Genomic DNA, 25,910 nt, shown 5'->3' with positions numbered 1-25,910 from the left:
GCGAGCAAGCACGACGCGCCCGCAGCCGCCGACGGACCGATACCCCACCCCCCCCGTTAAGGCGCCCCGCCCGTTAGCGCGCCTCGCCAGAAACCGTTGCCCAATGGCAAGCCACCTGCGTCGCGTCGCCGCCCGCCAGGACCGGCAAATCCTCCCCGCGGCAGCGGCCCGCCACGCCCGCTCGTTCCGCCTCGCCCGAGGCGAGGACCTGGCAGCGCACGTGGAAGCGGCAGCCGCCCGGGATGCGGGACGGGTCCGGCGGTTCGCCGGTGAGGACGACCGGCTCGCCGGGGGCCTCGGGCAGGACCGACAACAGCGCCTGCGTGTACGGGTGCTGAGGTGCCGTCAGGACCTCCTCCACCGTCCCCGTCTCCACGATCCGGCCCAGGTACATCACCGCCACCCGGTCCGCGATGTTCCACGCCAGACCCAGGTCGTGCGTCACCACCAGCGCGGAGAGCCCCAGTTCGTCGCGGAGCCGTAGGAGCAGGGCCAGGATCTCGCCCCGTACCGACGCGTCAAGGGAGGCCACCGGCTCGTCGGCGACGATGAGTTCGGGTTCCAGGACCAGCGCGCCCGCGATGACGACGCGCTGCCGCTGGCCCCCGGACAGCTCGTGCGGGTAGCGCAGGAAGAACCGCTCCGGCGGCCGCAGCCCGGCCCGCGAGAGCGCCCCCGCGACCGCCGCCCGCTCGTCACCCGCGTACCCGTGGATGCGCAGCCCCTCCGCCACGGCGTCGTACACCGTGTGCCGGGGGTTGAGCGAGCCGCTCGGGTCCTGCAGGACCAGCTGCACCCGCTTGCGGTACGCCTTCAGGGCGCGCCCCGAGTAGTTCAGGGGCTCACCGCCGAACGTGACCCTGCCCGACGTCGGTGACACGAGCCCGAGCAGTGAACGGGCCAGCGTCGTCTTGCCGCACCCCGACTCGCCGACGAGGGCGACGATCTCGCCGCCCTTGATGTCGAGGTCGACGCCGTCCACCGCCCGCGCGGTCGGCGCGCCGCGCCGGCCGGGGAAGGCGATGTGCAGGTCGGCGGCGGACAGCAGGGGCAGCGGCCCGCCGTCGGCCTCCGTGCGGGTCGTGTCCGGTTGTGCGGTCATGCGCGGTTCCTCTTCACGGGGGGTCGGAGGCGGCGGGGGCTCAGGAGGCGGCGGAAACTCCGGGGGACCGGAGGGCTCCCCGTCACCCGTTGCGCTCCGCCGTCGCGGGCGCCGACGTGGGCTGCGCCGGCAGCGGCGCGCCCGCGTGGACGCACGCCGCCCGGTGCTGCGGCCCCGCGTCCCGCAGGGCCTGGTCCTCCGTGGCGCAGGTGTCCAGGGCCACCGGGCACCGGAGGTGGAACGTACAGCCCGTCGGCAGGTCGGACGGGTCGGGCGGATCGCCGGGCAGACCGCGCGGGGCGAACCGCGACGCCGCGTCGCCGATCCGCGGGAAGGCGGCCGACAGCGCCCTGCCGTACGGGTGGCGGGCGTTCTCGTACACCTCGGTGGCAGGACCCTCCTCGACGACGCGCCCCGCGTACATCACCGCGAGCCGGTCGCAGGTGTCGGAGAGCACCGCGAGGTCGTGGCTGATCATCATCAGGCCGAGGTCCTGCTCGCCCACCAACTGCTCGATCAGCCGCAGGATCTGGGCCTGGATCATCACGTCGAGCGCGGTGGTCGGCTCGTCGGCGATGATCAGGCGGGGGTCGCAGGCCAGCGCCATCGCGATCATCACGCGCTGGCGCTGTCCGCCGGACAGCTCGTGCGGATACGCCTGCGCGCGGGCGGCGGGCAGCCCCACCTGTTCGAGGAGCTCGCCGACCTTCTGCCGGGCGCCCGCCTGCGTCGCCTTCTTGTGCAGCAGGATCGGCTCGGCGATCTGGTCGCCGATGCGGTGCACGGCGTTCAGCGAGTGCATCGCGCCCTGGAAGACGATCGAGGCGCCCGCCCAGCGCACCGCGCGGACCTGGCCCCACTTCATGGTGAGGACGTCCTCGCCGTCGAGCAGGATCTCGCCGGACACCTTGGTGCCGGCCGGCAGCAGCCGCAGCAGGGCCAGCGCCAGCGTGGACTTGCCGCAGCCGGACTCGCCGGCGACGCCGAGCTTGTGACCCGCGTCGACGTGCAGGTGCACGCCGCGCACGGCGGCGGCGCCGTTCGCGTACGTCACCTCCAGGTCCCGCACGTCGAGGAGGCGGTGCCGCTCGACGGCCGGCACCCCGTCCTCGCGTACGTCGGTGGACGGCGCTTCGGTCTTCCGCTCGCCCGCCTTTCGTACTGCGGTCTTCTGTACGCCGGTCTTCTGTACGCCGGTCTTCTGGACGTCCTTCAACGGGTGGCCCCCAGCCTGGGGTTGAGCACGGATTCCACGGCGCGGCCGCACAGCGTGAACGCCAGCGCCACGATCGCGATGGCCAGACCGGGCGGCGCGAGGTACCACCAGTGCCCGGCGCTGACCGCGCCCGCCTCGCGGGCGTCCTGCAGCAGGCCGCCCCAGGAGACGCTGGTCGGGTCGCCGAGGCCCAGGAAGGCGAGCGTGGCCTCGGTGAGGATGGCGCCGGAGATGACCAGCGTGGTCTGCGCGAGGACCAGCGGCATGACGTTGGGCAGCACGTGCCGCGTCATGATGTGGCCGTGGCCGCCGCCGAGGGCCTGGGCGCGCTCGATGTACGGGCGGGACTCCACCGCGAGGGTCTGCGCGCGGACCAGCCGCGCCGTGGTCGGCCAGGTCGTCACGCCGATCGCCAGGATGATCGTCCAGATCGTGCCGGACATCACCGCGGCGAGCGCGATGGCGAGCACCAGCGTCGGCATCACCAGGAACCAGTCGGTGATCCGCATGATCACGGTGGCGTACCAGCCCTTGAAGTGCCCGGCGGTGATCCCGACGAGCGTGCCGATGGCCACCGAGAGCACGGCGGCGAGCAGCCCGACGGTCAGCGACATGCGCGCGCCCCACACGAGCAGGCCCAGCAGGTCGCGCCCGAACTGGTCGGTGCCGAGCGGGAACTCCGCGCTCGGCGACTCCATCGGATCGCCCGGCGCGTCGGTCACGCTCTGCGCGTCGGAGCCGACGAGCAGCGGGGCGAAGACCGCGGCGAGGGCGATCACGACCAGCACGGCGAGGCCGACGAGTCCGGCGCGGTGCGTGCGGTACGCGCGCCAGAACCGGACGGCGGAGTGCCGGCGCCGGGTCCAGGCCAGCGAGCGGGCGCTCTTGGCCTCCGGCGCGGCCGGCGGGGTGGCCGGGGTCGTCGGTGTGGTCGGTGCGGATTCGGTCGTCATCGGCCCACCCGGGGATCGAGCAGCGGATAGATCACGTCGGCCAGGGTGTTCATCAGGATCACCGCGACGGAGAAGACGAAGAACAGCCCCTGCACCAGCGGCAGATCGGGCACGCTCAGCGCCTGGTAGAAGAGCCCGCCGAGGCCCGGCCAGGAGAAGACGGTCTCGACGAGGATCGCGCCCGCGACCACCGTGCCGAGGTTGACGAACATCAGCGTCACCGTCGGCAGCATGGCGTTGGGGACGGCGTGCCGCCGCCGTACGAGATCGTCCCGCAGCCCCTTGGCGCGCGCGGTCGTCAGATAGTCGCTGCCCATCTCGTCGAGGAGCGAGGACCGCATGACGAGCAGGGTCTGCGCGTACCCGACGGCGACCAGCGTGATGACCGGAAGCACCATGTGGTGCGCGACATCGAGGACGTACGCGAAGCCGGTCTCGCCCCCGGACTCCAGGCCACCGGTCGGGAACATGCCGGGAATCGGCCCGATGCCCACCGAGAAGGTGATGATGAGGAGCAGGCCGAGCCAGAACGACGGCACCGAGTACAGCGTCAGGGCGAGCCCGGTGTTGAAGCGGTCGCCGAGCTTGCCGTTGCGCCAGGCGGTGCGGGTGCCCAGCCAGATGCCGATGAGCGTGTAGAGAACGTACGCCGTTCCGGTGAGCAGCAGCGTCGCGGGCAGCGCGTCGGTGATTTTGTCCATCACGGGGGCGTGGAACTGGTACGACGTGCCGAAGTCGCCGGTCAGGACGTTGCCGGTGTAGTCCCAGAACTGGGCCATGACCGACTTGTCGAGGCCGAACTCCTTGCGCATCGCGGCCAGTTGCTCGGCCGATACGCGCTTGCCGCCCGTCATCTGCTTGACGGGGTCGCCGGGGATGAGCCGGAAGAGGAAGAAGCTGGTGACGAGCACGGCGAACAGCGACACGATCGCGCCGCCGAGCTTGCCCGCCACATAGAGGAGGTAGGCGCGGGTGTTGCGGGCGCGCGGCCCGCGGGCCGACGCCGGCCCGGCCTTCGCCGGGTCGCCGTCGGCCCCGGGGCCCAGGGGGCCCTCGGTGTCGAGCAGAGCGGGATTGCTGTCAGCGGTCATGCGTTACTCGCGGTCCTCTGCGGTCGAACGGCGGCGCAGGGCGAACAGGATTCCGCCGCCCACGAGCACCACCGCGGCAGCGGCGATACCGATGATGACACCGGTCGAGCTGCCGTCCTTGGAGGAACTCTTCCCATCCGCGGGGACCGCCGACCACCAGCTCCAATATCCGTCCTGGCCGTAGATGTTCCCGGCGGCCGTCGGCATGGTGGTGATGGACTTGATCTGGTCGGTGCGGTAGGCCTCGACGGCGTTCGGATAGGCGAGGACGTTCATGTAGCCCGAGTCGTACAGCCACGACTGCATCTGCTTGACGATGTCCGCCCGTTTGGCGGGGTCGTACTCGGCCAGTTGCCTGCCGTACAGCTCGTCGAACTTCTTGTCGCAGATGAAGTTGTCGGTGGCGGCGCTCTCCTTGGCCTTCACCGGCAGCGCGGCGCAGGTGTGGATGCCGAGCACGAAGTCGGGGTCGGGGTTGACGGACCAGCCGTCGAAGGCGAGGTCGTACTCACCGGCGTACCAGGGCACGGACACGTCGTCGAGGCAGTTGACCTTGAGCCCGATGCCGAGATCGCCCCACCACTCCTTCAGGTACTTGCCGACCGCCTTGTCGTTGGGATCCGTGGCGTGGCAGAGGATGCGCAGGTTCAGCGGCTTGCCGTCCTTGCCGACGCGCGTGCCGTCGCCGTTCTTCTTGTACCCGGCCTCGTCGAGGAGCCGTGCGGCCCGCTTCGGGTCGTACGACATCTTCTGGTCGGCGGAGGGCTTCCAGGCGTACGTGGAGAAGCGCGGCGGAATGTAACCGGCGCCCTCGACGGCGTGTCCCTGGAACACCTTGTCGACCAGCGCCTCCCGGTCGACGGAGAGGAAGAGCGCCTGCCTGACCCGCTTGTCGAGCAGCGCCGGATTCCCGTCGCCGAACTTCTTGCCGTCCTTGGTCTTGGCGCCCGGGTTGGTGGCGAGCGCGAAGAAGCGGCGCCCCGGCCCCTCGTTGACCTTGATGTTGTCCTCGTTCTCCAAGGACGCGGCCTGCGCGGGCGTGAGCGCGGGCTGCCCGGCGACGAACGACACCTCGCCCTTCCGCAGGGCGGAGACGGCGGCGTCCTGGTCCTTGTACGTCTTGAAGACGAGTTCGTCGAACTTGGCGGGACCGCGCCAGAAGCTCTTGTTCGCCTTCAACTTCACGTACTGGTCGACCTTGTAGTCCGTCAGGATGAACGGGCCGTTGCCGACGACGGGCATCTTGTCGTTGTTGAACTTCGAGATGTCGTCGACCTTCTCCCAGACGTGCTTGGGAACGATCGGCACGTCGAGCGCGGCCATCGTGGCCTGCGGCTCCTTCAGCTCGATGACCAGCTTGGTCGGGCTGGGCGCGGTCACCTTCTTGAAGTTGGTGACGAAGTTGGAGTTCGCGGTGGCGGTGCCCTCCTTGGACATCACCTTGTTGAACGTCCACGCCGCGTCCTCGGCGGTGGCGGGCTTCCCGTCCGACCACTTGGAGTTCTCCCGGATGGTGTACGTCCAGGTCAGCTTGTCGGCCGAGGACTTCCAGGAGAGGGCGAAGCCGGGGATCGCCTTGTTGTCCTTGGCGTCGTAGTTCGTCAGATACTCGTACGTCAGCCGGTGCAGGCTGGTGCTGAGCAGCCGCTGGGCGAGGAACGGACTGAGCGAGTCGACGCTCTGCGCGACGGCGACGGTGAGGACCTTCTTGCCGCCGTCCTTGGCGGACGCCTGGTCCGGGGCCGGATTGAGCGGCGTGGCGAGACCGGCGGTGAGGGTGAGGGCGGCGAGGCCACCGGCAAGGAGCCTCAGGCGGCTGCGGGGGCGGGACGGCACCGCTCGCTTCGGAACTGCTTGTCTGCCGTGCTGATCTTGTGTGTCCATGGGTCGGTGACCTCGCGTCATCGCTCGCACAGGGATGGCTGGTTGCACGCTGGTGGATCAAGGGGCGTCAGCTGGTGGATGTGTGTTTACCAGCGCCAGTCTGCACGCGTCAACGGCGGGTGAACCCCATGTGGCCTGCGGAAATAACGAGTTGACCGTGATTTCATCCGCATTGGTCAAGACCAGTGAAGCGTGGCTGGTGAGGGGGTGACGGGAGGGAAGGGAGCGACGTGACCTGCGACCCAGCCACACGTGCTCGTGCCTTCTCTTCGGGGGGCGGCGTTCATTCGGGGGAGCGGGTCTTGACTGGGACGGGGCTTTGCGGACCCGGCGCGGGGTCGAGCCTCCGGGCTCCGGGTTCCCTCGCTCCGCTTCCGTTCCCCCGGCTGGGTTCTCCGCTCCCGGTGCCTCGCTTGGGCGCCTCCTGGCCCCGGTCCCGCTGTGTGCAGGCGTTCCGCGCGGCGGAACGGGTGGGCACAGCGCGAAGGTGCCGGGCTTCGGTGAGTGGGGCGGAACGCCGACGGGCCCGCACCGAGGGACGGTGCGGGCCCGCTGACCAGTCGACGCCGACGCCGACGCCGACTTGGGGGTCGTCAACTACTGCTGAGGGGGCGGCGGCTGCTGAGGCCCACCCGGCTGGAACGGCGCCCCCGGCTGGAACGGCGCTCCGGGCTGTACGGCCTGGGGGGCCTGCTCGGGCTGCGGCTGAGCCGGAGGCTGAGCCTGGGGAGGCAGACCCTGTGCCTGCGGAGGCTGAGCTTGCGCCTGCGGAGGCTGACCCTGCGGAGGCGGCGTCTGCCACCCCTGCTGAGGGTAGGGCTGCTGCCCGTGCTGCGGCGGCTGCCCAGGTTGCCCGGGATGCCCCGGCTGCGGCGCCTGCCCGTGCTGCCCCGGCTGCCCAGGTTGCCCCGGCTGCGGACCGTACGGCTGAGACGGAGGCTGCGGCTGCGACTGCCCGGGATAGGGCGCCTGCCCCGGCACCGGCCCCCCGTACGGCTGACCCTGGCCGCCCTCGGCCCCCCGTCCCGGCATGGGCGGAGCCAGATGCGGCGGCGGATTCCCGTCCGACGTCCACAGCCCCTGCTGCTGCTGAGCCCGCACGAAGTCCTCGGCCACCATCGCCGAGAGGTTGAAGTACGCCTCCCGTACCTTCGGCCGCATCATGTCGAGGTCGACCTCCGCCCCCGCGGCAAGGTGTTCGTCGAACGGAATGACGACAACCCCCCGGCACCGCGTCTCGAAGTGCGACACGATGTCGTCGACCTTGATCATCTTCCCGGTCTCCCGCACCCCGGAGATGACGGTGATGGACCGCGAGACGAGGTCGGCGTACCCGTGCGCGGACAGCCAGTCCAGCGTCGTGGACGCGCTGCTCGCCCCGTCCACGGACGGCGTGGAGATGATGATGAGCTGATCGGCGAGATCGAGCACCCCGCGCATGGCGCTGTACAGCAGCCCCGTACCGGAGTCCGTCAGGATGATCGGATACTGCTTCCCGAGTACGTCGATCGCGCGCCGGTAGTCCTCGTCGTTGAACGTGGTCGACACGGCCGGGTCGACGTCGTTGGCGATGATCTCCAGCCCGGACGGCGCCTGCGACGTGAAGCGCCGGATGTCCATGTACGAGTGGATGTACGGGATCGCCTGGACGAGGTCACGAATGGTGGCCCCGGTCTCGCGCCGGACACGACGGCCGAGCGTACCGGCGTCGGGGTTGGCGTCGATCGCGAGGATCTTGTCCTGCCGCTCGGTGGCGAGGGTGGAGCCCAGCGCGGTGGTGGTGGTCGTCTTGCCCACACCGCCCTTGAGGCTGATGACGGCGATCCGGTAGCAGGAGAGCACCGGAGTCCGGATCAGCTCCAACTTCCGCTGCCGCTCGGCCTCTTCCTTCTTGCCGCCGAGCTTGAACCGCGACCCGCCACCCGAGGGCCGGCTGCTCTTGGCCTTGGGCTTGCTGTTGCGGAGCAGCCGGTCGGAGGAGAGCTCGACGGCGGCGGTGTAGCCGAGGGGAGCGCCCGGGTTGGTCCGCTCCCGCTGATCGTGCTGGACGGCCTGCGGCCAGGCGGCGCCGGTACGGGGGTCGACGGGCCCCGGCTGCGGAGCCTGCGGCTGCGGTTGGGCCTGCGGTTGGGCCTGCGGCTGGGGCTGCGGTTGGGGCTGGGCGGTCTGCTGGGGGAACCCGTAGCCACCGGCCTGGGCGGGCGGCTGGGCCTGAGCGGGCGGCTGGGCCTGGGCGGGCACCTGCGGCTGAGGCGCAGAAGGCTGAGGCATCGGAGCCTGTGCCTGGGGTGCCTGGGACACCTGGGGTGCCTGGGGTGCCTGGGGGTGCGGAGCGGGAGCCTGGGCGGCCGGGTAGGGCGCGGCGGCCGGCGCCTGCTGCCCGGGAACCGGCTGCACCGGGTGACCCTGTTGCACCGGCTGACCGGGGTGCACCGGCTGATGGGGCTGCGGCATCGGAGCCGACGGCTGCCCCTGAGGAGCGGGCTGCTGCTGCGGGAACCCGTACCCGGTGCCCGGGGCAGGCGGGTTGGGGACGACGGGCGCGGCCGGGGTAACCGGATGGGCGGCAGGAGCGGGCGCGGGCGCATGGGGAGCGAACGGCGCACCGGGCCCGGCGACAGGCGGGGGCGCGGCCCCAGCCTGCGGGAACCCGTACCCGCTCTGCGGGGCTTCCGCAGCAGGGGCAACCGGCGCGGAAGGCCCAGGCCAAGCCCCCGGCGCCGGCTGCGGAGCCTGGGGCTGAACCGGCGCGGGGGAGGCGGGCGCGGGACCGTCCGAGGACTGAGCGGGCGGCGGACCCTGCGTGGGCGCGGGCCACTGAGGCGCCGACGTAGGCGCGGCAGGCTGGAAGGCGGGCGGCAACGGCGGAAGCGCACCCTGCGGCGCGGGCGGAGCCCACGAAGCCGGCACCGCGTCCTGAACGTCGTCACCGGCGGCGGCCGCGGGAGCGGAGTCCGGGGGTACGGGGACCTGCGGAACGGAGTCCTGAGGCGCGGACTCGTCGGCCGCGAGCGCGGAGTCACCGTCGCCCCCCGCCTCTTGATCGCCGCTGGAAACGCCCTCTTCGACACGATCGCCACGCTCGGCACCGTCACGGCCACCGCTCTCCGCAGCACCGCCACCGGACGAACCGTCACCCGCCCGAGAGGCAACGTCACCATCCCGAGAGGCATCGCTCACACCGGGGCCGGCCTGGGAATCCGAAGCAGCGTCGGCCAGCTCCTCCATCTCCCGCTTGAGAGCACGAGCGGAGAACCGCATGGTGGCGCCACTTTCCAGATCGCCACCACCGAAGCTCTCACCGGCAGAAGGGGCTGGAGCACCGGAAGAGAGAGGCGCGACGGGCGGCACGGGCGCGACAGGAGCGGCGGGCGGGGCAGGAGCGACGGGCGGGGCGGGCGCGACAGCGGAGCCGGACGAGAGGCCGGCGCCACGAGCCCCAGCGTCATCACCTCCGTCACCCCCCTCACCACTGCCACCGTCAGCCTCAACCGAGTCCGCACCATCGCCATCGCCATCGCCGTCGCGATCCCGGCCCTCAACGAGCGCGTCGACCTCGTCCTTGGGAACGACACCGGTCACATGCACCGAGGCCGCAGGCCCGGCAAGGGCACCGCTCCAGTCGGCGGCGCCGCCACCCGCGGCGACCGGAGGAACGGGGGACGGCACAACGGGCGGCGAGAGAGGCGCAACGGCAGCCGGTGCCTGAGCGTCGCCGTCCCGCTCACCCTCCGAAGACTCCTCCGGAACAGCCGGCTGGAACCCGCTCCCGACAGGAAGCTTCGGTACGACGCCGGGAGCCTCGGCGGAAGGACCCGCAGGAGTCGAAGAAGCCGAAGAAGTCGAAGGAGGAGCCACAGGCGGAGCCAACGGCCGAGGCGGGGCCGGCGGAGCCGAGAAGGACGGCATGACCGGCGGCGGAGGCGCGGAGGCAAACGCGGACGCACCGGACCCCGAACCAGCCTCGCCCGCCCCGGAGTCCACGCCACTGGCGGGCTCCTCGGCGTCGACCTCATCGGACGCGGACGCAGCGGAACTCAGGGCACCCGAATCCGAGCCAGAGCCCAGGCCCGAGACAGCCGCACCGGACGGTTCCGCACCCGAGACAGCCGTATCCGAGGCAGACGTACCCGCACCCGCAACCGTAGCCACACCCGCATCCCCATCCTCATCCGCACCCGGCACGGAAGAAGGAGCGGCAACAGGAGTCGAGACGGGCGGCGCCGAAGGCGTCTCACCCGCACTGCCGGAGGCATTCGACGCGTTCTGCGTGTACCAGGCGGGCGGCGCGTAGTCGATGGTGAACTCGCCCGTCGTCTCGGCGGCGGACTCCGCGTCGGACTGATCATCGACGGGTGAGTCCCAGCCCCCGCGGATCTCGTCCCGATCGCTGTTCACAATGCCTCCTGATGTGGTCGAGCACCCTCGTGCCGTGGTGGGGGGCGACCGTTCCTGTCGTCCGATCCGCCTGGCTCTCCCCGTTGAGGGACGCGCACGAACCGCTCAAGGGTTCTGGCGTCGCGCCCTGTCCCAGCCTAATCACCAAAACCACCGGCACGGCAGGGCAGGCCACCCCACCGATGCTGTCCATTGCGTCACGCCGCACCCAGGAGCGATCCACGTACATCAAACCGTGACGGACAAATGTCCCAACAGCGGACGGAGTACGGACAATCCACCCTCTACGAGACCCACACCCGGGCCTCAGTCCATCCGCCGAGCGGTACCCAACAATCCGGTCTCGGCGTCGGTGGCCTGCGTCATCACGTACTGCCGGTCACGATCGGCGCACCACAACGTCACCCCGTCGGCGAGCGACGGCAACGACCCGACGTCCCCGCTCGGCAGCCCGAGCGACCGCCCGATCTGCGTCGCCTCGTCGGGCGACACCCGCTGCACCCCCACGAGCCGCGCCTGCCGAATGAGCCGAGGTGCGACGGGACTCAGATAGGGCAACACCGTGAGCACGGACTGCCAGGGCCCCGACACGACCCGCCCCCGAGGCGGCCGCATCCCGCAGTCCCGCACGACAAGCACCGGACTCCCCGCCGAGGCCCCCAACGGCGGCACCCGCCCCACGTCATACACGGCCATCCCACTCGGCCCCACCCCCAGCGCCCGAACCAACTGCCCCCACGCCTCGGCCCGCCCGGTCTCCACAGCAACCCGCGCCCCGGTCGCGGCGGCACGCAACGCGATGACCTGAGCCGTCCACAGGCCGCCGATGAACACGATGTCGTACGGCGTGGGCCGGTTGACGCCGAGCACGGCGGGCCGGCCCTCCGCGTCGACCCCGATGACGACGCCGTCGTCCCCGATGGGGAGAGCAAGCTCCCGCAGAGACTCCAAGGTCAATGAGTGTCGCGGGTGCCGCGGTCCCAGAAGGCCGAATCCGGAACGCAACTGTTGACGAACCCGGGCGGCCGTCGAAGAAGGCGCGTCCCCGGAGGGGGTGGGCAGCGTGGGCGCGGACATCAGCGAGTACCCCCGAGCGGCAAAGTGGCGAGAACGCCCGGCAGCTGTTCACGGTCGAGCCGGATCAGGTGGGTCCGACACCGACGGGCCGCCTGGTCCAACGCTCGGCGCGCCGACACCAGTTCGGCGTCGCCGCGTCCCGTCACCCGTAGGTGCCCGCAGAGCGACGCCTCTCGCCGGTCCTCGAGGCGCAACGTCAGGCTGAAGGTGGTCGCCAGTGCCGGAATCGCGGTGAGCGAAGCGATGAGTTGGGGGAGTGACGGGCCGTCACCACCGAGGTCCGGCCAGCGCCGTATCCAGTACGTCGTGTGCCTGCGGTTGTCGCAGCGCCACGAGCGTGCCGTCTCCTCGGTGCGGCGCTCCGGCACATCCGTGCGGCCGGCTTGGGCGGTCACCAGCGGATTGGCGCATGCCGAGGTGGCGACGGCGGAGGCGAGCTCGTCCTCGTTGAGCACCGTGACCCGGAACCCGGCGCCGGTCAGCCGGCTCGCCAGCTGATCGGCGGCGCGCACCACGCACTTCTGTGCGCCGGAAAGGCCACCGCCACGTGCCACCACGGCCTCCGGGCACAACTCCGGATCGAGCTTCAGGGCGATCCACGTGATCCGCACCGCCGGGGCGCCTGTCTGGGCCTGCAGGGGCGCGTAGTTGCTGACGGCCACGGACTCCTGAGGAAGATGCAGCGCGGGAGCCGGCTGGGTGTGCAGCACGATCTGTGCGGATTCCAGCCGGATCCCGTCCACTTCCAGCGCGTCGCCCACGATGCCTACAGGCAGCGGTCGTTGAGCTCGATCGGCGCGCAGCGAGGTGGTCTCCGACTCGACCTGGAGAAGCACCGTGACGAAGGTCCCGTCGCCGATGATGCCCACCGAGCGGCGGTCCTTGTCGGCGTAGGCGTAAGTCCGCAGGGAAGGGTCGCACTCCACGGCCGGGGCGAGGCCGGGCTCCGTGCCGGGCTGCACCGGAGTGCTCGAGGCACGCCTCTGTCGAGCCCGCAGCGCCTGCGCGGTACCGAGCCAGTCCGGCATCGAGCGCCCTCGGCGACGCACGAGCGCCAGGAGGAGCAGAAGCGCTGCGACGAACGACGCGGGCAGGACCAGCAGTTGGTCGATGGCCCAGGCGGCGAGCAGGAGCGCGACGGCGACCTCAATCAGGACAAGCTGTTGCAGTCGGAACGAACCGAACTGCTGTGCCCGCAAGCGGAGATGCACCGCTCCATGGTCCTGCGTGGGCGGGGGAGGGCCGGTGCGGTCAGGGTGTGACCTTGTGGGCCCGGCGGGCCGGGTGGAGCGGCGCGCACGTGTCCGCGGCGTGCCCCGCGTGGCGGATGCCATGACTACAAACCCCCCGTACTCTCCCGAATCCCCCTGGTGGTCACGGTGATTGGGGGTCCAAAGACCCTACCCACTGCACACGCGCGATCACACACCCTGCATAGTAGGGGCCAGGACTGACATTCGGGGGCGGGGGTTCCCGCTCGAAGCGCGGTGGGGGGAAGCGGAGAGTCATGGCATCACGGCGGGATGAGCTCAACGCGTACACCTTCGCGAAGAAGCGTACGTTGGCGGCCTTCCTCCAGCCTTCGCCCACCGGGTCCGAGGAGGGGGCGCCAAGGCCGCTGCGGGCCTTCCTGCCGAGCGTGATCGGCGCCGTCCTCGTCATGGCGGTATTCGGGGCGTGGGGCATGTTCCAGCCCAAGGCTCCGCCCGGCTGGGACGCTCCCGGTACCCGCGTGATCGTGGGCAAGGACTCGACGACGCGGTACGTCGTACTCAAGACCGGCAAGAAGCCCCGGCTGCACCCCGTCCTCAACCTGGCGTCCGCACGGCTGCTGATGAACGGGGCCGACTACAAGGTCATTCAGGTCAGTGACGACATCCTTGACGCGGGCGAGCCGCCGCGAGGGCCGATCGTCGGGATCCCCTACGCCCCGGACCGCCTTCCTTCGGCCGACGAGGCGGGCAAGGCCAAGCGCTGGGCGGTTTGTGCACAACCCGGCGCCGGTGGCCGCACGGCCCAGGAAGCGACGTTCGTCCTCGCCGACCGGGAGGCCGGAAAGACCGATGGCTCCCAACGCCTGGACGGGGGCGAGGTGTTGTACCTGAAGACGCGCACCGGAGCGCGCTACCTCGTGGACGCGGTCGGCACGGCCTACCCCGTAAGCGGCACCGAAGGCGACCACCTGACGGATGCCCTCGTCGGCCTCACGAGGAAGCCGCAGCTCGTGACCAAGGAGTGGATGGCCACGCTTCATAGAGGCAGCCCAATCCGCTTCCCCCGGTTGCCCACCGGCGTGGGCAACGGGGCAGGCGTCCAAGGGCAGTTGTCTGCCAAGGAGAACAGGGTCGGCATGGTCCTCAAGGCGGAGACCGGCGAAGGCACCAAGCACTTCGTGGTGCTTCCCGGCAAGGTTCAGCCGATCAGCGAGTTCACCGCATGGCTCCTGATCAACTCACCACAGACGGCCTCCCTGAACATGGACGGAGAAGCCCACACAGTGGGCCTCCAGGACTTCGCTGCCACCGACGGACTCTTCGCCGGGCAGGCGCGACACTGGCCCCGCCATCGCACCGTTCAGGTCAACACCGGTAAGGGCGGCGCCAACCGGGACACCGTCTGCAACGTGCTGCGCGGCGTGAGCGGCAAGGGCACGACGGAGCTGAGCACATGGGCGGGCGCGAAGTATCCGACGGACATCGGCGCGGGAGGCACGAGTACGTACGTGACCCCCGGAACGGGACTGCTCTACACCCAGACCCAGGGCGCCCAGACCGCATCGGGCTCCCTCTTCCTGGTGACCGACACCGGACTTCGCTACGCCGTGCAGGCCAACGGCGACAGCGACAGCGAGAAGTCCGGCATCGGAGCCGACGCCAAGCGCAAGTCGCCCGACGGCACCCCGGAACCCAGCGAAGCCCAGGTCAAGCTCGGCTACAAGAGCGTCCGCCCGGCCAAGGTCCCGTTGCCCTGGTCGGACTTCCTCGCCAAAGGCCCGCGTCTGGACACCAACAGCGCGCGTCAGCCGCAGGGTTCCTGAGCCTCGCCCCCTCTCCGGACGTCGGCCTCCCGTACCGATGCCACCGACGCCACTCTTGGAAAGGACCGACGTAGAGGTGCCGTCACTGAAGAAGGCGCTGCTGACCGGGGCGGCCGTCATCGCATCCCTGAGCGCCGCCGCTCCTCCGGCGGCCGGCACCGATGACTCCGGTTCTCAGCCGCACGCGCGAGTGCGGCTCGACGGCAGCGGCGCCTGCGAGACCCCTGCCAAGCAGATCAAGGGCCGCCCCTGGCCGCTTCAGCGGGTACTGCTCGACGAGCTGTGGCAGGACGGCAAGAAGGGCCAGGGCATTCGGGTAGCGGTCATCGACACCGGAGTGGACGACAAGAATCCGCAACTCGCGCACGCGGTGAATGCCCGTAGCGGACGCGACTACCTGGCCAAGGGCAAGGGCGCGGATCCCACCAACGACCAGGTGGGCCACGGCACCAAGGTCGCGGGAATCATCGCGGCACGCCCTCACCAGGGGACCGGTTTCGTCGGGATCGCCCCCGCCGCGACCATCATCCCCATCCGCCAGAACGACGCTCAGAACAGTGGCGATTCGGACACCCTGGCGAAGGCGATCGACCACGCGGTCGCTGAGGGTGCCGATGTCATCAACGTTTCGCAGGACACCACGAAGCCCCTCTCCCGCACCTCGGCCCTGGCCAAGGCGGTGCGCGACGCGCTGGAGGCCGATGTCGTCGTGGTGGCGTCCGCGGGCAACGACGGCCTGGACGGCCATACGAAGGAGACCTACCCGGCGGCCTTCGACGGCGTGCTGGCCGTGGCGTCCTCGGACCGCAACAACGAACGTGCGGCCTTCTCCCAGGCCGGGGCGTTCGTCGACGTCGCGGCCCCCGGCGTGGACATCGTGTCCACGGTCCCCGGTGGGGGTCAGTGCGCCGACAACGGCACGAGCTTCTCGGCGCCCTTCGTCGCCGGAGTGGCGGCCCTTCTCAAGTCCCGGCATCCGGACTGGACTGCCGCCCAGATCGCCACGCAGATCGAACAGACGGCGGAGCGGTCGATCAATGGCCACGACAACTTCGTCGGCTGGGGCGTGATCAATCCCGTCCGTGCCGTCACGACGTCCGATCTGCCCCACCCGCCGGTCTCGCCGACAGCGGACCCGGGGGTGGCGAAGGCCCCGGCTCCGGACACGGAGAGGTTCTCCCTCGCCGAGACGCCCCAGCAACGGACCGAGCGCCTTGCGGTCTACGTCCTTGGAATCACCGCAGTCGTCGTCGCGGTGATCGCGGGAACAGCGGCGGCCGTGCGACAGGCCCGAAGAAGAAGGGAACTCCCGCAATGAGTTTCGGACCACCTCCGTCTCTCTTCACCCAGTCGGCCGTGACGGCGGACAGCGCCCGCAGGCGTCGTCGCAGGAGGCTGTTCGGGGTCGGCGCCGTGGTGACGATTCTGGCGCTGTGCGCGGGAGGCTGGCTCGTGTGGCCCGACCGGGACGACCAGTCTCAGGAGAGCGGCAAGCCATCGGCGAACACCGCTCCTCAGGGCCGGCTCGACATCAGAGAGACGGTCGAGAAACCTCCGAAGAGCACGACGGGACGTATGGCCTTCCGGTTCTCCGTCGATGACATGCGCCCCGGGGAAGAATACGAGATGCCGGGCAGCTGGGCGACGGACAAGGTACTGGCCAAAGGCATCGGCCGAACGCTGGTCGGCTTCAAGATGGGCGCGGACGTCACCACGGACGACGAAATCTGGCGCCTCCCGCTCTCCGGCCCCATCTGCGGTGTGACGCGGCACGTGACGGTGGAAGGCCGCACCGCGGTGCTGCACAGAAACCACAAGAATCCGAAGGCACTCTGCGACCACGTGACCTTCGTCGATCTCGACTCCGGCAAGAAACTCTGGGACAAGGAGTTTCCCGCGTCGGATTCCGTCTTCGGAGTGGACGCGATGACCGTGACGATGACGCGGGCGACGGTCGCCGTCACGTGGGACAGAGGGTCGGCGGCGTACGACATGGACAGGGGGACCCGGCTCTGGAAGAACATGAAGACTTCAGGATGTGATCATCAGGGCCTGGCGGGCGGCCGCGCCCTGCTCATGTTGATGGCCTGCTTCGCGGACGACGAGATGACGTATCGGGTGCGGAATGTGAACCCGAGGACGGGTGCCGCTGAGTGGACGTACCGAGTTACGGACGGTGTCAAGGACGTTGCGCTGCTGTCTGCCGAGCCCGCGGTCCTGGGAGTCAGCGCGGGTGAGATCGGGGTAACGCACCTCATCTCACTCGACCATCGGGGAAAACGACGGGCCACCATCGGGCTGCAGGGCGGCCGCTTCGAAGTCAAGTGCCGGATTCTGCGTTTCCAGGTTGTCGATGACTGTCCTTCGACGGTGGTCACCGACGACCAGGTGTTCGTCACCAGCCGTGAGAGGGACAACTCGAACTGGATCCTCTCATTCGACTTGGCGACGGGGAAGGCGGTGAAGAAGTTCGACTCGGGGCGCAATCGCTTGATCTATCCCTTGCGGACGAGTGGTAAGCACGTCCTCGCATTCCGAGACAGCGACGACCACATCACCCCGATGGAAGTGGTGAGCCTGGACCCCCGGACAGGGAAGGAGACTCCGTATTTCTCCTTCGGCCTGCCACCCGAGGCATGGACGCTTACATCTCAGGAATTGGCGGACATCTTCGTCCAGAACGGAAGGATCTTCTTCAGCAGCGCGCGTGCCACAGGACCGGACGACAAGGACGGAAGGTGGTCGTGGCTGGTTCTGGGCGTCGGTAGCGACCGGGCGAGCAGTAACTGACCCTGTTGTCACGGCAGTTGAGCGGGAGGAATGACTAGAGTGGCCTACGGCATCTTGAGTTGATGCTGCACGGGGGCGGCGCAGCGTTGCGAATCGTGTGGTGACCCATGCGAGACCGGGCGCGACCCTTGCCCGCCGGAGCCGGGAGGCCCCGGCACGGATTCGAAGAGAGCAGCGGGTACCGCCGCTGTCTGCACATGAGGAGGGCAAGAGCAATGAGCGTTGATTACAGCAATGACGATCTGACCAAACTCGCGGACAAGATCCGTAACTTCCACATGGATGTGAGCAAGCGCGTCACATCGCTGAACACGGTCGTGGACATGATCCAGGCCGGCTGGAAGGGTGCTGCCGGCAAGGAGTTCGACACGCTCCAGCGAGGCGTGAACCAGCACCTGAAGAAGCTTCAGGACAATCTCGTCGACCTGGAAGACGTCATGCGGATGAGCGTCAAGGGCTTCGACAGCCACGAGCAGGAGCGCATCGCGCAGATCCGCAAGGTGGACAACTCGTACGAGGTACCGAGCAAGATCGTCGACCACGCCTGACCTGTTGCGGCCGGGAGCAAGGGAGTATCCACATGTCAGAGAACTTCGACCGCACAGCGGTCAACTACGACACCGTCACGACGGCGGCCACCGATGTGCGCAACAACGCCAAGAGCATGGACGACCAGCTCGAGGAGCTCATGCGCGAGGTGGCGCGAGTGGCCGAGACCTGGGACGGCGAGGCCAAGACGGCCTACCGCGACATTCAGGGGCAGACCGACGCTGAGATGAACGGTATGGTCCACAAGCTCGTGCGCATCGCTCGGCTCCTGGACGACTCCGTCGTCGGATACCGGGACACGGACCACGGCAACGCCGCGCGCTTCCGCATGCTGAGCTGAGCTGTTCGACGCGTCACGAGGCATCGTTCGCGTGTGACATGAGGGAGGGGGGCTGGGGAGACGAACGCCCCGCCCTCCTCCCTCACACGTGTGCCTGCCCGTGCACCGCGCTCATCCAGTTGTGCCGCCACCATCAGCCGGCAGGCCGCCGTTCCGCGTGCTGGGCTCCAGATCGAACTCCCCGTCCCGCGCCCCGAGCACGAAGGCCTCCCACTCCGCCTCGGTGTATCGCAGCACGGTTGCCGGGTCCAGTGACGACCGCATCGCAACGGCGCCCGCCGGCAGATACGCGATCTCGACGCGTTCCTCGGCAGCCTCTGCGCCGGGAGCGCAGTGCCATTCCACGCCGGAGATATCAAGGGCATAGAGCTCGTCCTTCTCCCGCTCCTTACGCGCCTTGACGTCCTCGTCCTGTCCCTCGCCCATGACGAACGGCCCCTTCCCGACGTACGAACCAACCTATGGGTCAGCCTACTTGGCGGGATGGGGGCGTGCGGCGAAGTGTTGAGGAGTTGTGGGACGGGCCAGCGCGTGCTGCCTCTTCTGCTTGTGGCTCAGCCACAATGGGGCGGCCGTTCGGATTCTTTCAGAGTGCCTGGGGCGGCATGAGGTCCAGCTGCGCCGCCCTTCATCCTCTGCCCCGTAGCCGGGGGTGTCACAAGATGCCTCGTGCTCAGGTCGCTCTCTAGGTCCTGAACAAGCATCATGACCGATGCGCCATGTTGCAAACCTCAAGGTCCGATTTTCGGTGCCCCGCTTGGAGGCACGAAAGAATCCTGGCAACCGGTTTGTATCTCCGCTTCGTACAGCAATTTGACGGCGACATCAGCCAGGTCCGTCCGATGCTGTCTGCTGTCTCGTTCCGCGGAACCCGATGCTGTGGCCACTACAGATAGGTGGGGTCGTTTCATTCCATGGGTATGGCTGGATCCCTTGGAGTACGGCTTGCAGATACTGTAAATCGCCGCAACGTTGTCCCAAACGAATGCCTCAGTGCCTGATCTGAATCGCAAAGCATCTGAAATTTCCCCCACCTGGTTGCGACTCTTGAGCGACGAGAGCCAGTCCTGCCTAGTTCCGTCACGCATCTCGGCAGTTATAAGGATCATGGCAGTGTCGGTTGAGTTTCTGCAGGTGAGCTTGAGGGAGCGATTACTGGCTTTGTGTGACCAACCTGCCTTGAATGAAGAATCGGGAGAAATGAGCCGCTCCAGAGGCTCGGGGTTGCCTGAGAATATGTCCTCGAGACAGGTATCCGAGGCTTTCAGGCTCTGAGGGGAGTCGCCAGCGGCGCCCCGAACAAGAAGCGCTGTGACAATGCCAAGAACAGCCAGAAGAGCAAGAATAGTGCGCTTCCGCCTGGATGATATTTTTTTGCACACTGTCCGCGTGTGCGGCACGTCTGAATCCTCAGTGGCATTCAAAAGAAGTCCGAGTGAAGTCTACGAATTCATGCATGAGGGAAACCAGATCTCTTGCTGACCGAGCATCTTTCCCCGATTCCCGAAGGTCAACTCTAAGGAGGATATACTTCTCAGAGTTGGGCAAAGATTCCGAGGGGCGGGACGCGCCAGGCGGCGTGCAGCTGATTGCAGAGACTGCACTATTGTCTGCCATAGCACCGGCGTCGCCCACGTCGATTGACCTTTTTCGGTGCTGCGTAACCGTCTTCCATGCGACCGATTTGTGCAGAGTCGTGGCGCCGGTAGTGATCCTTTCCGCACTGGCGTAGAATGCCGTATTTCCATCTACGTAGATCAGGCAAGAGCGGGATTCTGCTCCGTGGTACAGATCGAACGGAGTATCCACTTTAGTGGACACTTCTGATCCGGTACCGAGGTGTCTCTGGACCGGCGGGCGCGAAAAGGCATTCCAGCAGAAGCCCTTGGCGAGCTGTTCCGGATTCTCTTTCGGTGCCGGTCCGGATGTGCATCCGGAGACGGCGCACACTGCGACCGCGAGCGAGATCGTAAGCGTGACAACGCGTCGATTGAAGTTAGCCATGAGAGCTCAGTTTCCCTGTCGCACCTTCTGTAAAGGAGCGACCTGCTTCAGCGGCGGCCGCAGCCAGATTGTCAATATTCCTCTGTGCAAGGTCGCTACCCTTGCATGCGGCGCTTGCGGCACTCTCGGCCGATTCGCTGGTGGCATCCTTCCCGGCCCAATAGGTTTCCGCTGTCTCCTTCTGCCGCTCCGGAAGCTCATCCTTTTCTGCGAGTTTGACGGCAGCCTCGGTGGAATCCTCTTGGAAGCAGGTGATCACGTCACCTCCGATCGGAATCATCCCGACATACTTGCTGCCAACCATGTTGAGAATCCTGTTCGTCCATTTGGCGTTCTCCGCCACGCCTTAGTTGTATTCTTTATCTTCGCGAATTCCGGCATCATGGGCAGCTTCGGCGCGTGCTTCACTCATGATGCCAACCTAGGAAGCCTGCAAGTGAGCCGCATCGAAATCGGCTGCGCTTCCGAACGTGCGATGCTGGTGCGCCTTGGAATTACTTCTTCATATCTGGCATGTATTCAGCTGACATGTCGCCGAAGTTCGCGCGAGTTGGCTGAGGGGGGCGCCATGAGGTTTATTTCGTTGGGAAAGGGTGCATTTTGTCCGGATCGGGTAGTGCGATCTTGTTTTCACATTTAAGAGCTCTGATCATCTTCTCGCTGGCGCGAAATAGGGTACGGAATCGGGATCGCTCCGACAGATCGAGATCGTCGTAGAGGTTCCCTGTCACCTCGACCGAAGAGTCAGACCCTTTTGGGGTGCAAGAAAACAGAATATCGCTGGATTGAGCCTCACTGGTCGCCTGCATGCCGGACGCCAGTCCGTACGCGGTGTACCCGCTAGTGCTTCGCTGCTCATTTCTGGGGAAGAGTGGCGCGTCACTGGTATCAAACTGGATCCGCAAAGACGGGGACCCTGGGGAAAGTTTCGCATCATCCGCGAAGGGAACGTTGCATACCTCAGCCATGCGCTGCTTGCGCAACAAGGTCCGTGCAGCCGAGGAATAGCTTTTTGCGTGCTCAGAAGGCTCACGAACCTCTTCGATTTTCTCGCTGCGCCCGGCTTCCTTGAGAGGCCCGTCATCAAGGATTCCGGTGCAGGAAGATTGCAGTGCTGCTACACCACGAGGAGCCGGATCGTCGTCTGAACAGGCCCCGAGAAAGAACAAGAGGGTCACAGGAACTGCTGCAGCTGACATCCGCTTCATTTCCGGCCTCCGTCAGTGCGGTCCGAAACGCTCGCGCCTCGATCGTACGCATTGAGCACATCTTCGGTGTAATCTTGACCGGGATGGTCCTTTAGATGCAACAGTGCTGGATTGGTTGCGCGGAGCTGCCCCAATTCGCTGAACCGCTGCGCAGTCATGCGGTTCTTATTAGAGAGATCAGCTTCTTCCTTTTTCGTGTCTTCATCGATTTCCATCCCCCACTTTGTTTCTACGGCACCGGAAACACCTTCCACAACGGTCGGGACGGCAAACGCCGCCGCAGCAGAGACAGCCGGCCCTCCAAGGGGCAGGAGGGCGACACCGGTGGCCAATCCGATGCCTTGGCTAATCCTAAACTTTTTCCACTCCGCCGATTGCGCGAGCTTCTCATTCATCTTATCGGTGGAATCGCCGAATTCCTTATCCACTTGAGAAATTCGAGCTTCGTCCAACACTCCGTGGATGTATCCGCCGTTGCGGAGGATCTTCTCCACGTCTTTGGCCTCTCCCGAGTGCGCATCGGCTGCCCCCAAGGTGAAGGCTTGCTGCGCCGAAGAGAGAATTTCGTAGGAACCTTCGTGCTGCCCCACGTTGTAGAGGAAGTTCCTTGCCGTTGACCCCTTTAGATAGGCGTGACCTTCATCGCCACCCGGCCTATAGAGCGTATCGCGATCCAGGGCTGTCCCTCTTCCACCCTCGTCGATAGTGGCCCAGTTCAGGTCGTCCATGTAACCCGCGCCGATTCTTGCCAGGCTGCCACCGATGCCTTGTCTCTCCTCGACGTAGTCCATGCGCGCCGCGACGGTATGACTCACCTGTTCCATGATGTTCGCTGTGCGGTCGTCTCGGTGAAGTTCATTCCCTGCAGAGTCATATGGAGATCCCAGCGTGGCAGCTTCGAGTGCGTGGCCCAACTCGGCATATCCAAAACCTGCCTTATTCGGGGCAGCAGGGTTGCCATCGGGCCAATCGCGATCGGACATGAGATATTTCAAGTCATGATCGAGCTTTTTTCCGTCCCAATTTTTGGCATAGAAAAGATCCTTGGCCGCCTCTGGGTTGTGCCCGAGCGACTCCATGTATCCGGCCATAGGGTCAAATCCTTGGTCCTTTCCGGAGCCGAAGTTCAGAAATACATCTCTTTTCCATAGGTCAGCCGGCTTCTCCTTGCTGTCTTCTTCGAATTTGATAAGCTCCGTTCCGTAGCTGTTCAGAAATTTGTCGTCGTACTCTCCGTATCGCATGAGGCTACTCATGACCTGGAACCCGCGCGGGCCATCTTCACTCTCTGCGTACCTAGCAGACGTGTTGATAGGGTTGTCACCCATTGCGATCATGTCAGCCTTCCAGCGCTTCATCCCTTCGCTGTTTGAATGGGAGGCTGTAGCCAAGGTGTAGCTCAAAGATTTTTGAATCTTGGCTGACTCCTTCGTCTGCGTATCGCCGAATTGGCGGCGGTCAGCAATCTTGGTCCATAGTTCCAGGGTCCCGGCGGCGCCAGTTCGCGTAGCAAACTTCTCGGCAAAGTATGGGTCCCCTTCATGCCGGCTGAAGATGGCATTGATCTTCTTGAGGGTGGCGGGGTCCAGCGATTCGTCTGCTCCGGCCAGATCGAGGGCACTCCTCTCGCCGGTCAGCTTTTCAAGCTCTTTGAGGTCCTTGTCGACGCTATTTCGCCCCTTCTTGGCGTCAGCGATGTTGCTGTAGGAGTTGGCGTCGAAACCTCTTTTTCTGCCGTTGTGGTCCTGGCTGAGCACCCACTTCAATATTTCGTCAGCCTCCTGGGCGCTATCGATATGCCCCTGAATACTGGTCCGATATGCTTGAATTGTCTCTCTATAGCTCTTGTTCAGCATGCCGACATCTTCAGGTGAAGTGTCCTCTGGGGGAGAGAGGTAGATTTCCCCGTCAGGCCTGATCGCGAGATACTTGTCGTCTTTGATGTCTCTAGTCAGAGCACGCAGTTTGGCTTGTGACCGCGTGAATACCTCATGCGCATCGTCCAACAGCTTGTGAATGTCTTCTGCCTCGTCGGCTGCGTAATCGATTTGCCGCTCGACTAGGAGCAGCTTTTCGACCGCCGCTGACGCAGCCTCTCCCTCCCAGTCGGAGCCCTGCAGTCCCTTCTCTACGGTATTGCTGTACTTGGTGCTCACCGCTTTGAATTTCTCCGGAAGTTTCCCCCATTTTGTCACTGCTTGAGAGAGTGCGGAAAAGTCTGCGGTGAGTAGCTTTTCGTAGTTCAGCATCATGCCCCGCTTGTTTGCCCTTATGTAAGATTTCGTCGTTCGCGGCTGTGTCGCTCCTTCTCTTTCCTTTCTCGCTCCATGAATGACTGGGCGCTCAGTCGGAGAGCTGCTGAAACATCGTCCTTCAAGAGAGTCTCCACATACTTCATCTGGCCCCGCCATCGTGCAGTGAAAGTGGAGAAGGCAGAGGAGCATTCAAAGCCTTTAAGGCTGGGGCCTACTTGCGTAGTTTCTTTCATCACCGCATCGTCGGCCTTCGTGAAATCGTCACGAACCGTGTCGGCCTTCTGTGCCCGATCATTGAGGACGCTGGAGGTCACTTTGAGCCCCCGACCGGGTCCCCTGCCGCCACTGCCGTCATCCGTCGCGTTAAGCCGCATGCTGACATTTGCTGTGGCGTCGGAACGCGCTGACGCCCAGTCGGCTTCGAATGACATAGCTCTCCCGGAAATCTCGCGGATGGGTCAACTCTTAGTCACGGCCTGCGGTCTGCAGGGGGCTGGTTGCTGCAGGCGGAGTGGGGGACGGGATCGGTAGCTGGGGCCTCCTGTAAGCCGATGCGTTACCGCGAGCGTCTTCGTGCCACGATGACCGCGGTTGCGAGGAACAGAGCGGCCCCGACGCCGACGCCGGCCCAAAGCATGCTGTCGTCGTCCTGCGCCGGCGTCCCTGTCTCTGCGGGCCCAGTAGCCTGTTTCTCTGCATCGGTGTCAGCTGTGGGACGGCCGAAATCGGAAGCAGCGGGGGACGGGCGCTTCGTCGTTTTGGCGAGGTCCGGTAGCGGGTACTCGTCGGCGGGGCCGGGGTCACCCGGATTCTTGAGCGCGACGCGTGGACGTACCGCGCCGTAGCCCACCGAGTCGTCCCGGGACCAGCCGTCGTCGTTGCCTTGCATCGTGTTGATCATGACCCGTAGGACTTGATTGTTCGTCCAGTTCGGGTGCTTGGACCAGATGAGGGCGGCGGAGGCGGAGGCGAGGGCCGTGCTGGCACTGGTTCCGTGGCCTTTGCAGAGTTCGGTGCCGCCGGCGCACGCATTCCAAATCTCATCACCAGGGGCGACCATGTCGACCTGAGGGCCCCACTGTGACTCCTTGGTCCGCTCGATCTCCCGGTCGATGGCGCCCACGCCGACTACGCCGGGGGTAGCTGCCGGGTATACGGGCTCATTGCCCTTGCGCGCAGAGTTCCCGACAGCGGCGAAGATGATCTTTCCCTTGTTGAGCGCGTATTTGACCGCGGCGCTGAGTTCGGGGGTGTTCACATTCAAGGAGCCACGATGGTTCGGACTGCCCATGGAGATGTTGAGGATCTGGGCCTCTGAGTCGGCGGCGAATCGAATTGCGCGCGACATGTCGCGTGAGAATCCGGACAGTTGGTCGGCTTGGCCGGACTTTTCAGAGCTGTAGGACATCCTGATGGGCAGGATCTTGGCCCCCGGCGCCAAACCGTAGGAGCCCGCGGTCTCTCCTCGAGCTCCCGTCCCCGCGATGAGTGCCGCAGTGCCAGTACCGTGCCGGCCCCGATCGCTGTGCTCGTCACCAGGGAGGTTCGAGTAGTCCTTCCCGTTCAACACCTGGCCGCGCAGATCAGCGACCGTGTCATCGACTCCGGAGTCGATCACGGCGACCGTCATGCCGCGGCCGGTGCTGGTCTTCCACATCTCCTCGGCATGCATCGCGTCGAGGTGCCACTGCCTGGAGCGAACAGTGTCGGCGTGAGCCGGAGTCGCCGCGATGCCGGCCATGAGAAGACCCAGGGCCGCCGACAGAGCGCCGCGGGCGCGGACGCTGCTCTTCCTGGTGGTGGGCATGTGTGTTCCTTGTCAGGTCAGTCGACGACTGGCGGGACGGTACGGCGCTGGTCGGGCTGCCACGTCTCTTCTTCTTCGTAGAGGTGGTTCGACCGCTCGGGCCCCTCCTCGGCACGACGTGAAGGATTTCCTCGACCACCTTGCGGAACGGTGGCAGGACGCCCCATGGCCGAGCGTGGCGAGTCACCCGCTGAGGAAC

General features: G+C 66.6%; 18 protein-coding genes. 5 read left to right on the top strand and 13 right to left on the bottom strand.

The window, feature by feature from the left end:
* Positions 1–73 precede the first annotated feature (73 nt).
* The 8 genes from ACFYO9_RS00165 to eccE form a co-directional block, all read right to left on the bottom strand.
* Positions 74–1,102: an ABC transporter ATP-binding protein gene (locus ACFYO9_RS00165; protein WP_358773872.1), complete on the bottom strand. Its 1,029-nt coding sequence runs from the start codon at positions 1,100–1,102 to the stop codon at positions 74–76.
* A gap of 82 nt (positions 1,103–1,184) precedes the next feature.
* Positions 1,185–2,318 (bottom strand): ABC transporter ATP-binding protein, encoded by a 1,134-nt coding sequence (locus ACFYO9_RS00160; RefSeq protein WP_388665869.1) that lies wholly within the window; start codon positions 2,316–2,318, stop codon positions 1,185–1,187.
* The gene (locus ACFYO9_RS00155) at positions 2,315–3,271 is read right to left on the bottom strand and encodes an ABC transporter permease (RefSeq protein WP_355811915.1); all 957 of its coding nucleotides are present in this window, start codon (positions 3,269–3,271) and stop codon (positions 2,315–2,317) included. Before ACFYO9_RS00155 ends, ACFYO9_RS00160 begins: the two co-directional genes overlap by 4 nt.
* The gene (locus ACFYO9_RS00150) at positions 3,268–4,362 is read right to left on the bottom strand and encodes an ABC transporter permease (RefSeq protein WP_355811918.1); all 1,095 of its coding nucleotides are present in this window, start codon (positions 4,360–4,362) and stop codon (positions 3,268–3,270) included. Before ACFYO9_RS00150 ends, ACFYO9_RS00155 begins: the two co-directional genes overlap by 4 nt.
* Before the next feature lie 3 nt (positions 4,363–4,365).
* Entirely contained in the window at positions 4,366–6,246 is a 1,881-nt protein-coding gene (locus ACFYO9_RS00145; protein ID WP_355811921.1) for an ABC transporter substrate-binding protein, read from the bottom strand.
* 597 nt (positions 6,247–6,843) lie between these two features.
* The gene (locus ACFYO9_RS00140) at positions 6,844–10,644 is read right to left on the bottom strand and encodes an SCO5717 family growth-regulating ATPase (protein ID WP_358773870.1); all 3,801 of its coding nucleotides are present in this window, start codon (positions 10,642–10,644) and stop codon (positions 6,844–6,846) included.
* Positions 10,645–10,950: 306 nt separating this feature from the next.
* On the bottom strand, positions 10,951–11,721 hold the full coding sequence (locus tag ACFYO9_RS00135; protein ID WP_358773868.1) for a hypothetical protein: 771 nt from the start codon (positions 11,719–11,721) through the stop codon (positions 10,951–10,953).
* Positions 11,721–13,055, bottom strand: coding sequence for a type VII secretion protein EccE (gene eccE / locus ACFYO9_RS00130; protein WP_358773866.1), 1,335 nt, complete (start codon positions 13,053–13,055; stop codon positions 11,721–11,723). Before eccE ends, ACFYO9_RS00135 begins: the two co-directional genes overlap by 1 nt.
* A 173-nt stretch (positions 13,056–13,228) precedes the next feature.
* Between eccE and eccB the strand changes: the two genes are divergently transcribed.
* The 5 genes from eccB (at position 13,229) to ACFYO9_RS00105 (ending at position 18,437) form a co-directional block, all read left to right on the top strand.
* Positions 13,229–14,758, top strand: a complete 1,530-nt coding sequence (gene eccB / locus ACFYO9_RS00125; protein ID WP_358773864.1) for a type VII secretion protein EccB — start codon at positions 13,229–13,231, stop codon at positions 14,756–14,758.
* 37 nt (positions 14,759–14,795) lie between these two features.
* Entirely contained in the window at positions 14,796–16,076 is a 1,281-nt protein-coding gene (gene mycP, locus ACFYO9_RS00120) for a type VII secretion-associated serine protease mycosin (RefSeq protein ID WP_388665867.1), read from the top strand.
* A gap of 38 nt (positions 16,077–16,114) precedes the next feature.
* A complete protein-coding gene (locus ACFYO9_RS00115) occupies positions 16,115–17,548 on the top strand; it encodes a PQQ-binding-like beta-propeller repeat protein (protein ID WP_358773860.1) in 1,434 nt (477 codons plus the stop codon).
* 215 nt (positions 17,549–17,763) lie between these two features.
* Entirely contained in the window at positions 17,764–18,096 is a 333-nt protein-coding gene (locus ACFYO9_RS00110) for a WXG100 family type VII secretion target (RefSeq protein ID WP_055568692.1), read from the top strand.
* A 32-nt stretch (positions 18,097–18,128) separates the two neighbouring features.
* Positions 18,129–18,437, top strand: coding sequence for a WXG100 family type VII secretion target (locus ACFYO9_RS00105; protein WP_358773858.1), 309 nt, complete (start codon positions 18,129–18,131; stop codon positions 18,435–18,437).
* 111 nt (positions 18,438–18,548) lie between these two features.
* Here the strand turns inward: ACFYO9_RS00105 and ACFYO9_RS00100 are convergent, their stop codons facing one another.
* The 5 genes from ACFYO9_RS00100 to mycP (ACFYO9_RS00080) form a co-directional block, all read right to left on the bottom strand.
* The gene (locus ACFYO9_RS00100) at positions 18,549–18,863 is read right to left on the bottom strand and encodes a DUF397 domain-containing protein (RefSeq protein WP_358773856.1); all 315 of its coding nucleotides are present in this window, start codon (positions 18,861–18,863) and stop codon (positions 18,549–18,551) included.
* A gap of 1,570 nt (positions 18,864–20,433) precedes the next feature.
* Positions 20,434–20,784 (bottom strand): hypothetical protein, encoded by a 351-nt coding sequence (locus ACFYO9_RS00095; protein ID WP_358773854.1) that lies wholly within the window; start codon positions 20,782–20,784, stop codon positions 20,434–20,436.
* A 232-nt stretch (positions 20,785–21,016) separates the two neighbouring features.
* Positions 21,017–21,649: a hypothetical protein gene (locus tag ACFYO9_RS00090; RefSeq protein WP_358773852.1), complete on the bottom strand. Its 633-nt coding sequence runs from the start codon at positions 21,647–21,649 to the stop codon at positions 21,017–21,019.
* Entirely contained in the window at positions 21,646–23,901 is a 2,256-nt protein-coding gene (locus tag ACFYO9_RS00085; RefSeq protein ID WP_358773850.1) for a DUF6571 family protein, read from the bottom strand. Before ACFYO9_RS00085 ends, ACFYO9_RS00090 begins: the two co-directional genes overlap by 4 nt.
* Before the next feature lie 559 nt (positions 23,902–24,460).
* On the bottom strand, positions 24,461–25,711 hold the full coding sequence (mycP, locus tag ACFYO9_RS00080) for a type VII secretion-associated serine protease mycosin (RefSeq protein ID WP_358773849.1): 1,251 nt from the start codon (positions 25,709–25,711) through the stop codon (positions 24,461–24,463).
* Positions 25,712–25,910 lie beyond the last annotated feature (199 nt).

It is taken from the genome of Streptomyces sp. NPDC005863, assembly GCF_042871345.1.
GTDB lineage: Bacteria > Actinomycetota > Actinomycetes > Streptomycetales > Streptomycetaceae > Streptomyces.
The sequence above is the reverse complement of the archived record's forward strand: the minus strand, read 5'-3'. Positions and strand labels throughout refer to the sequence as shown.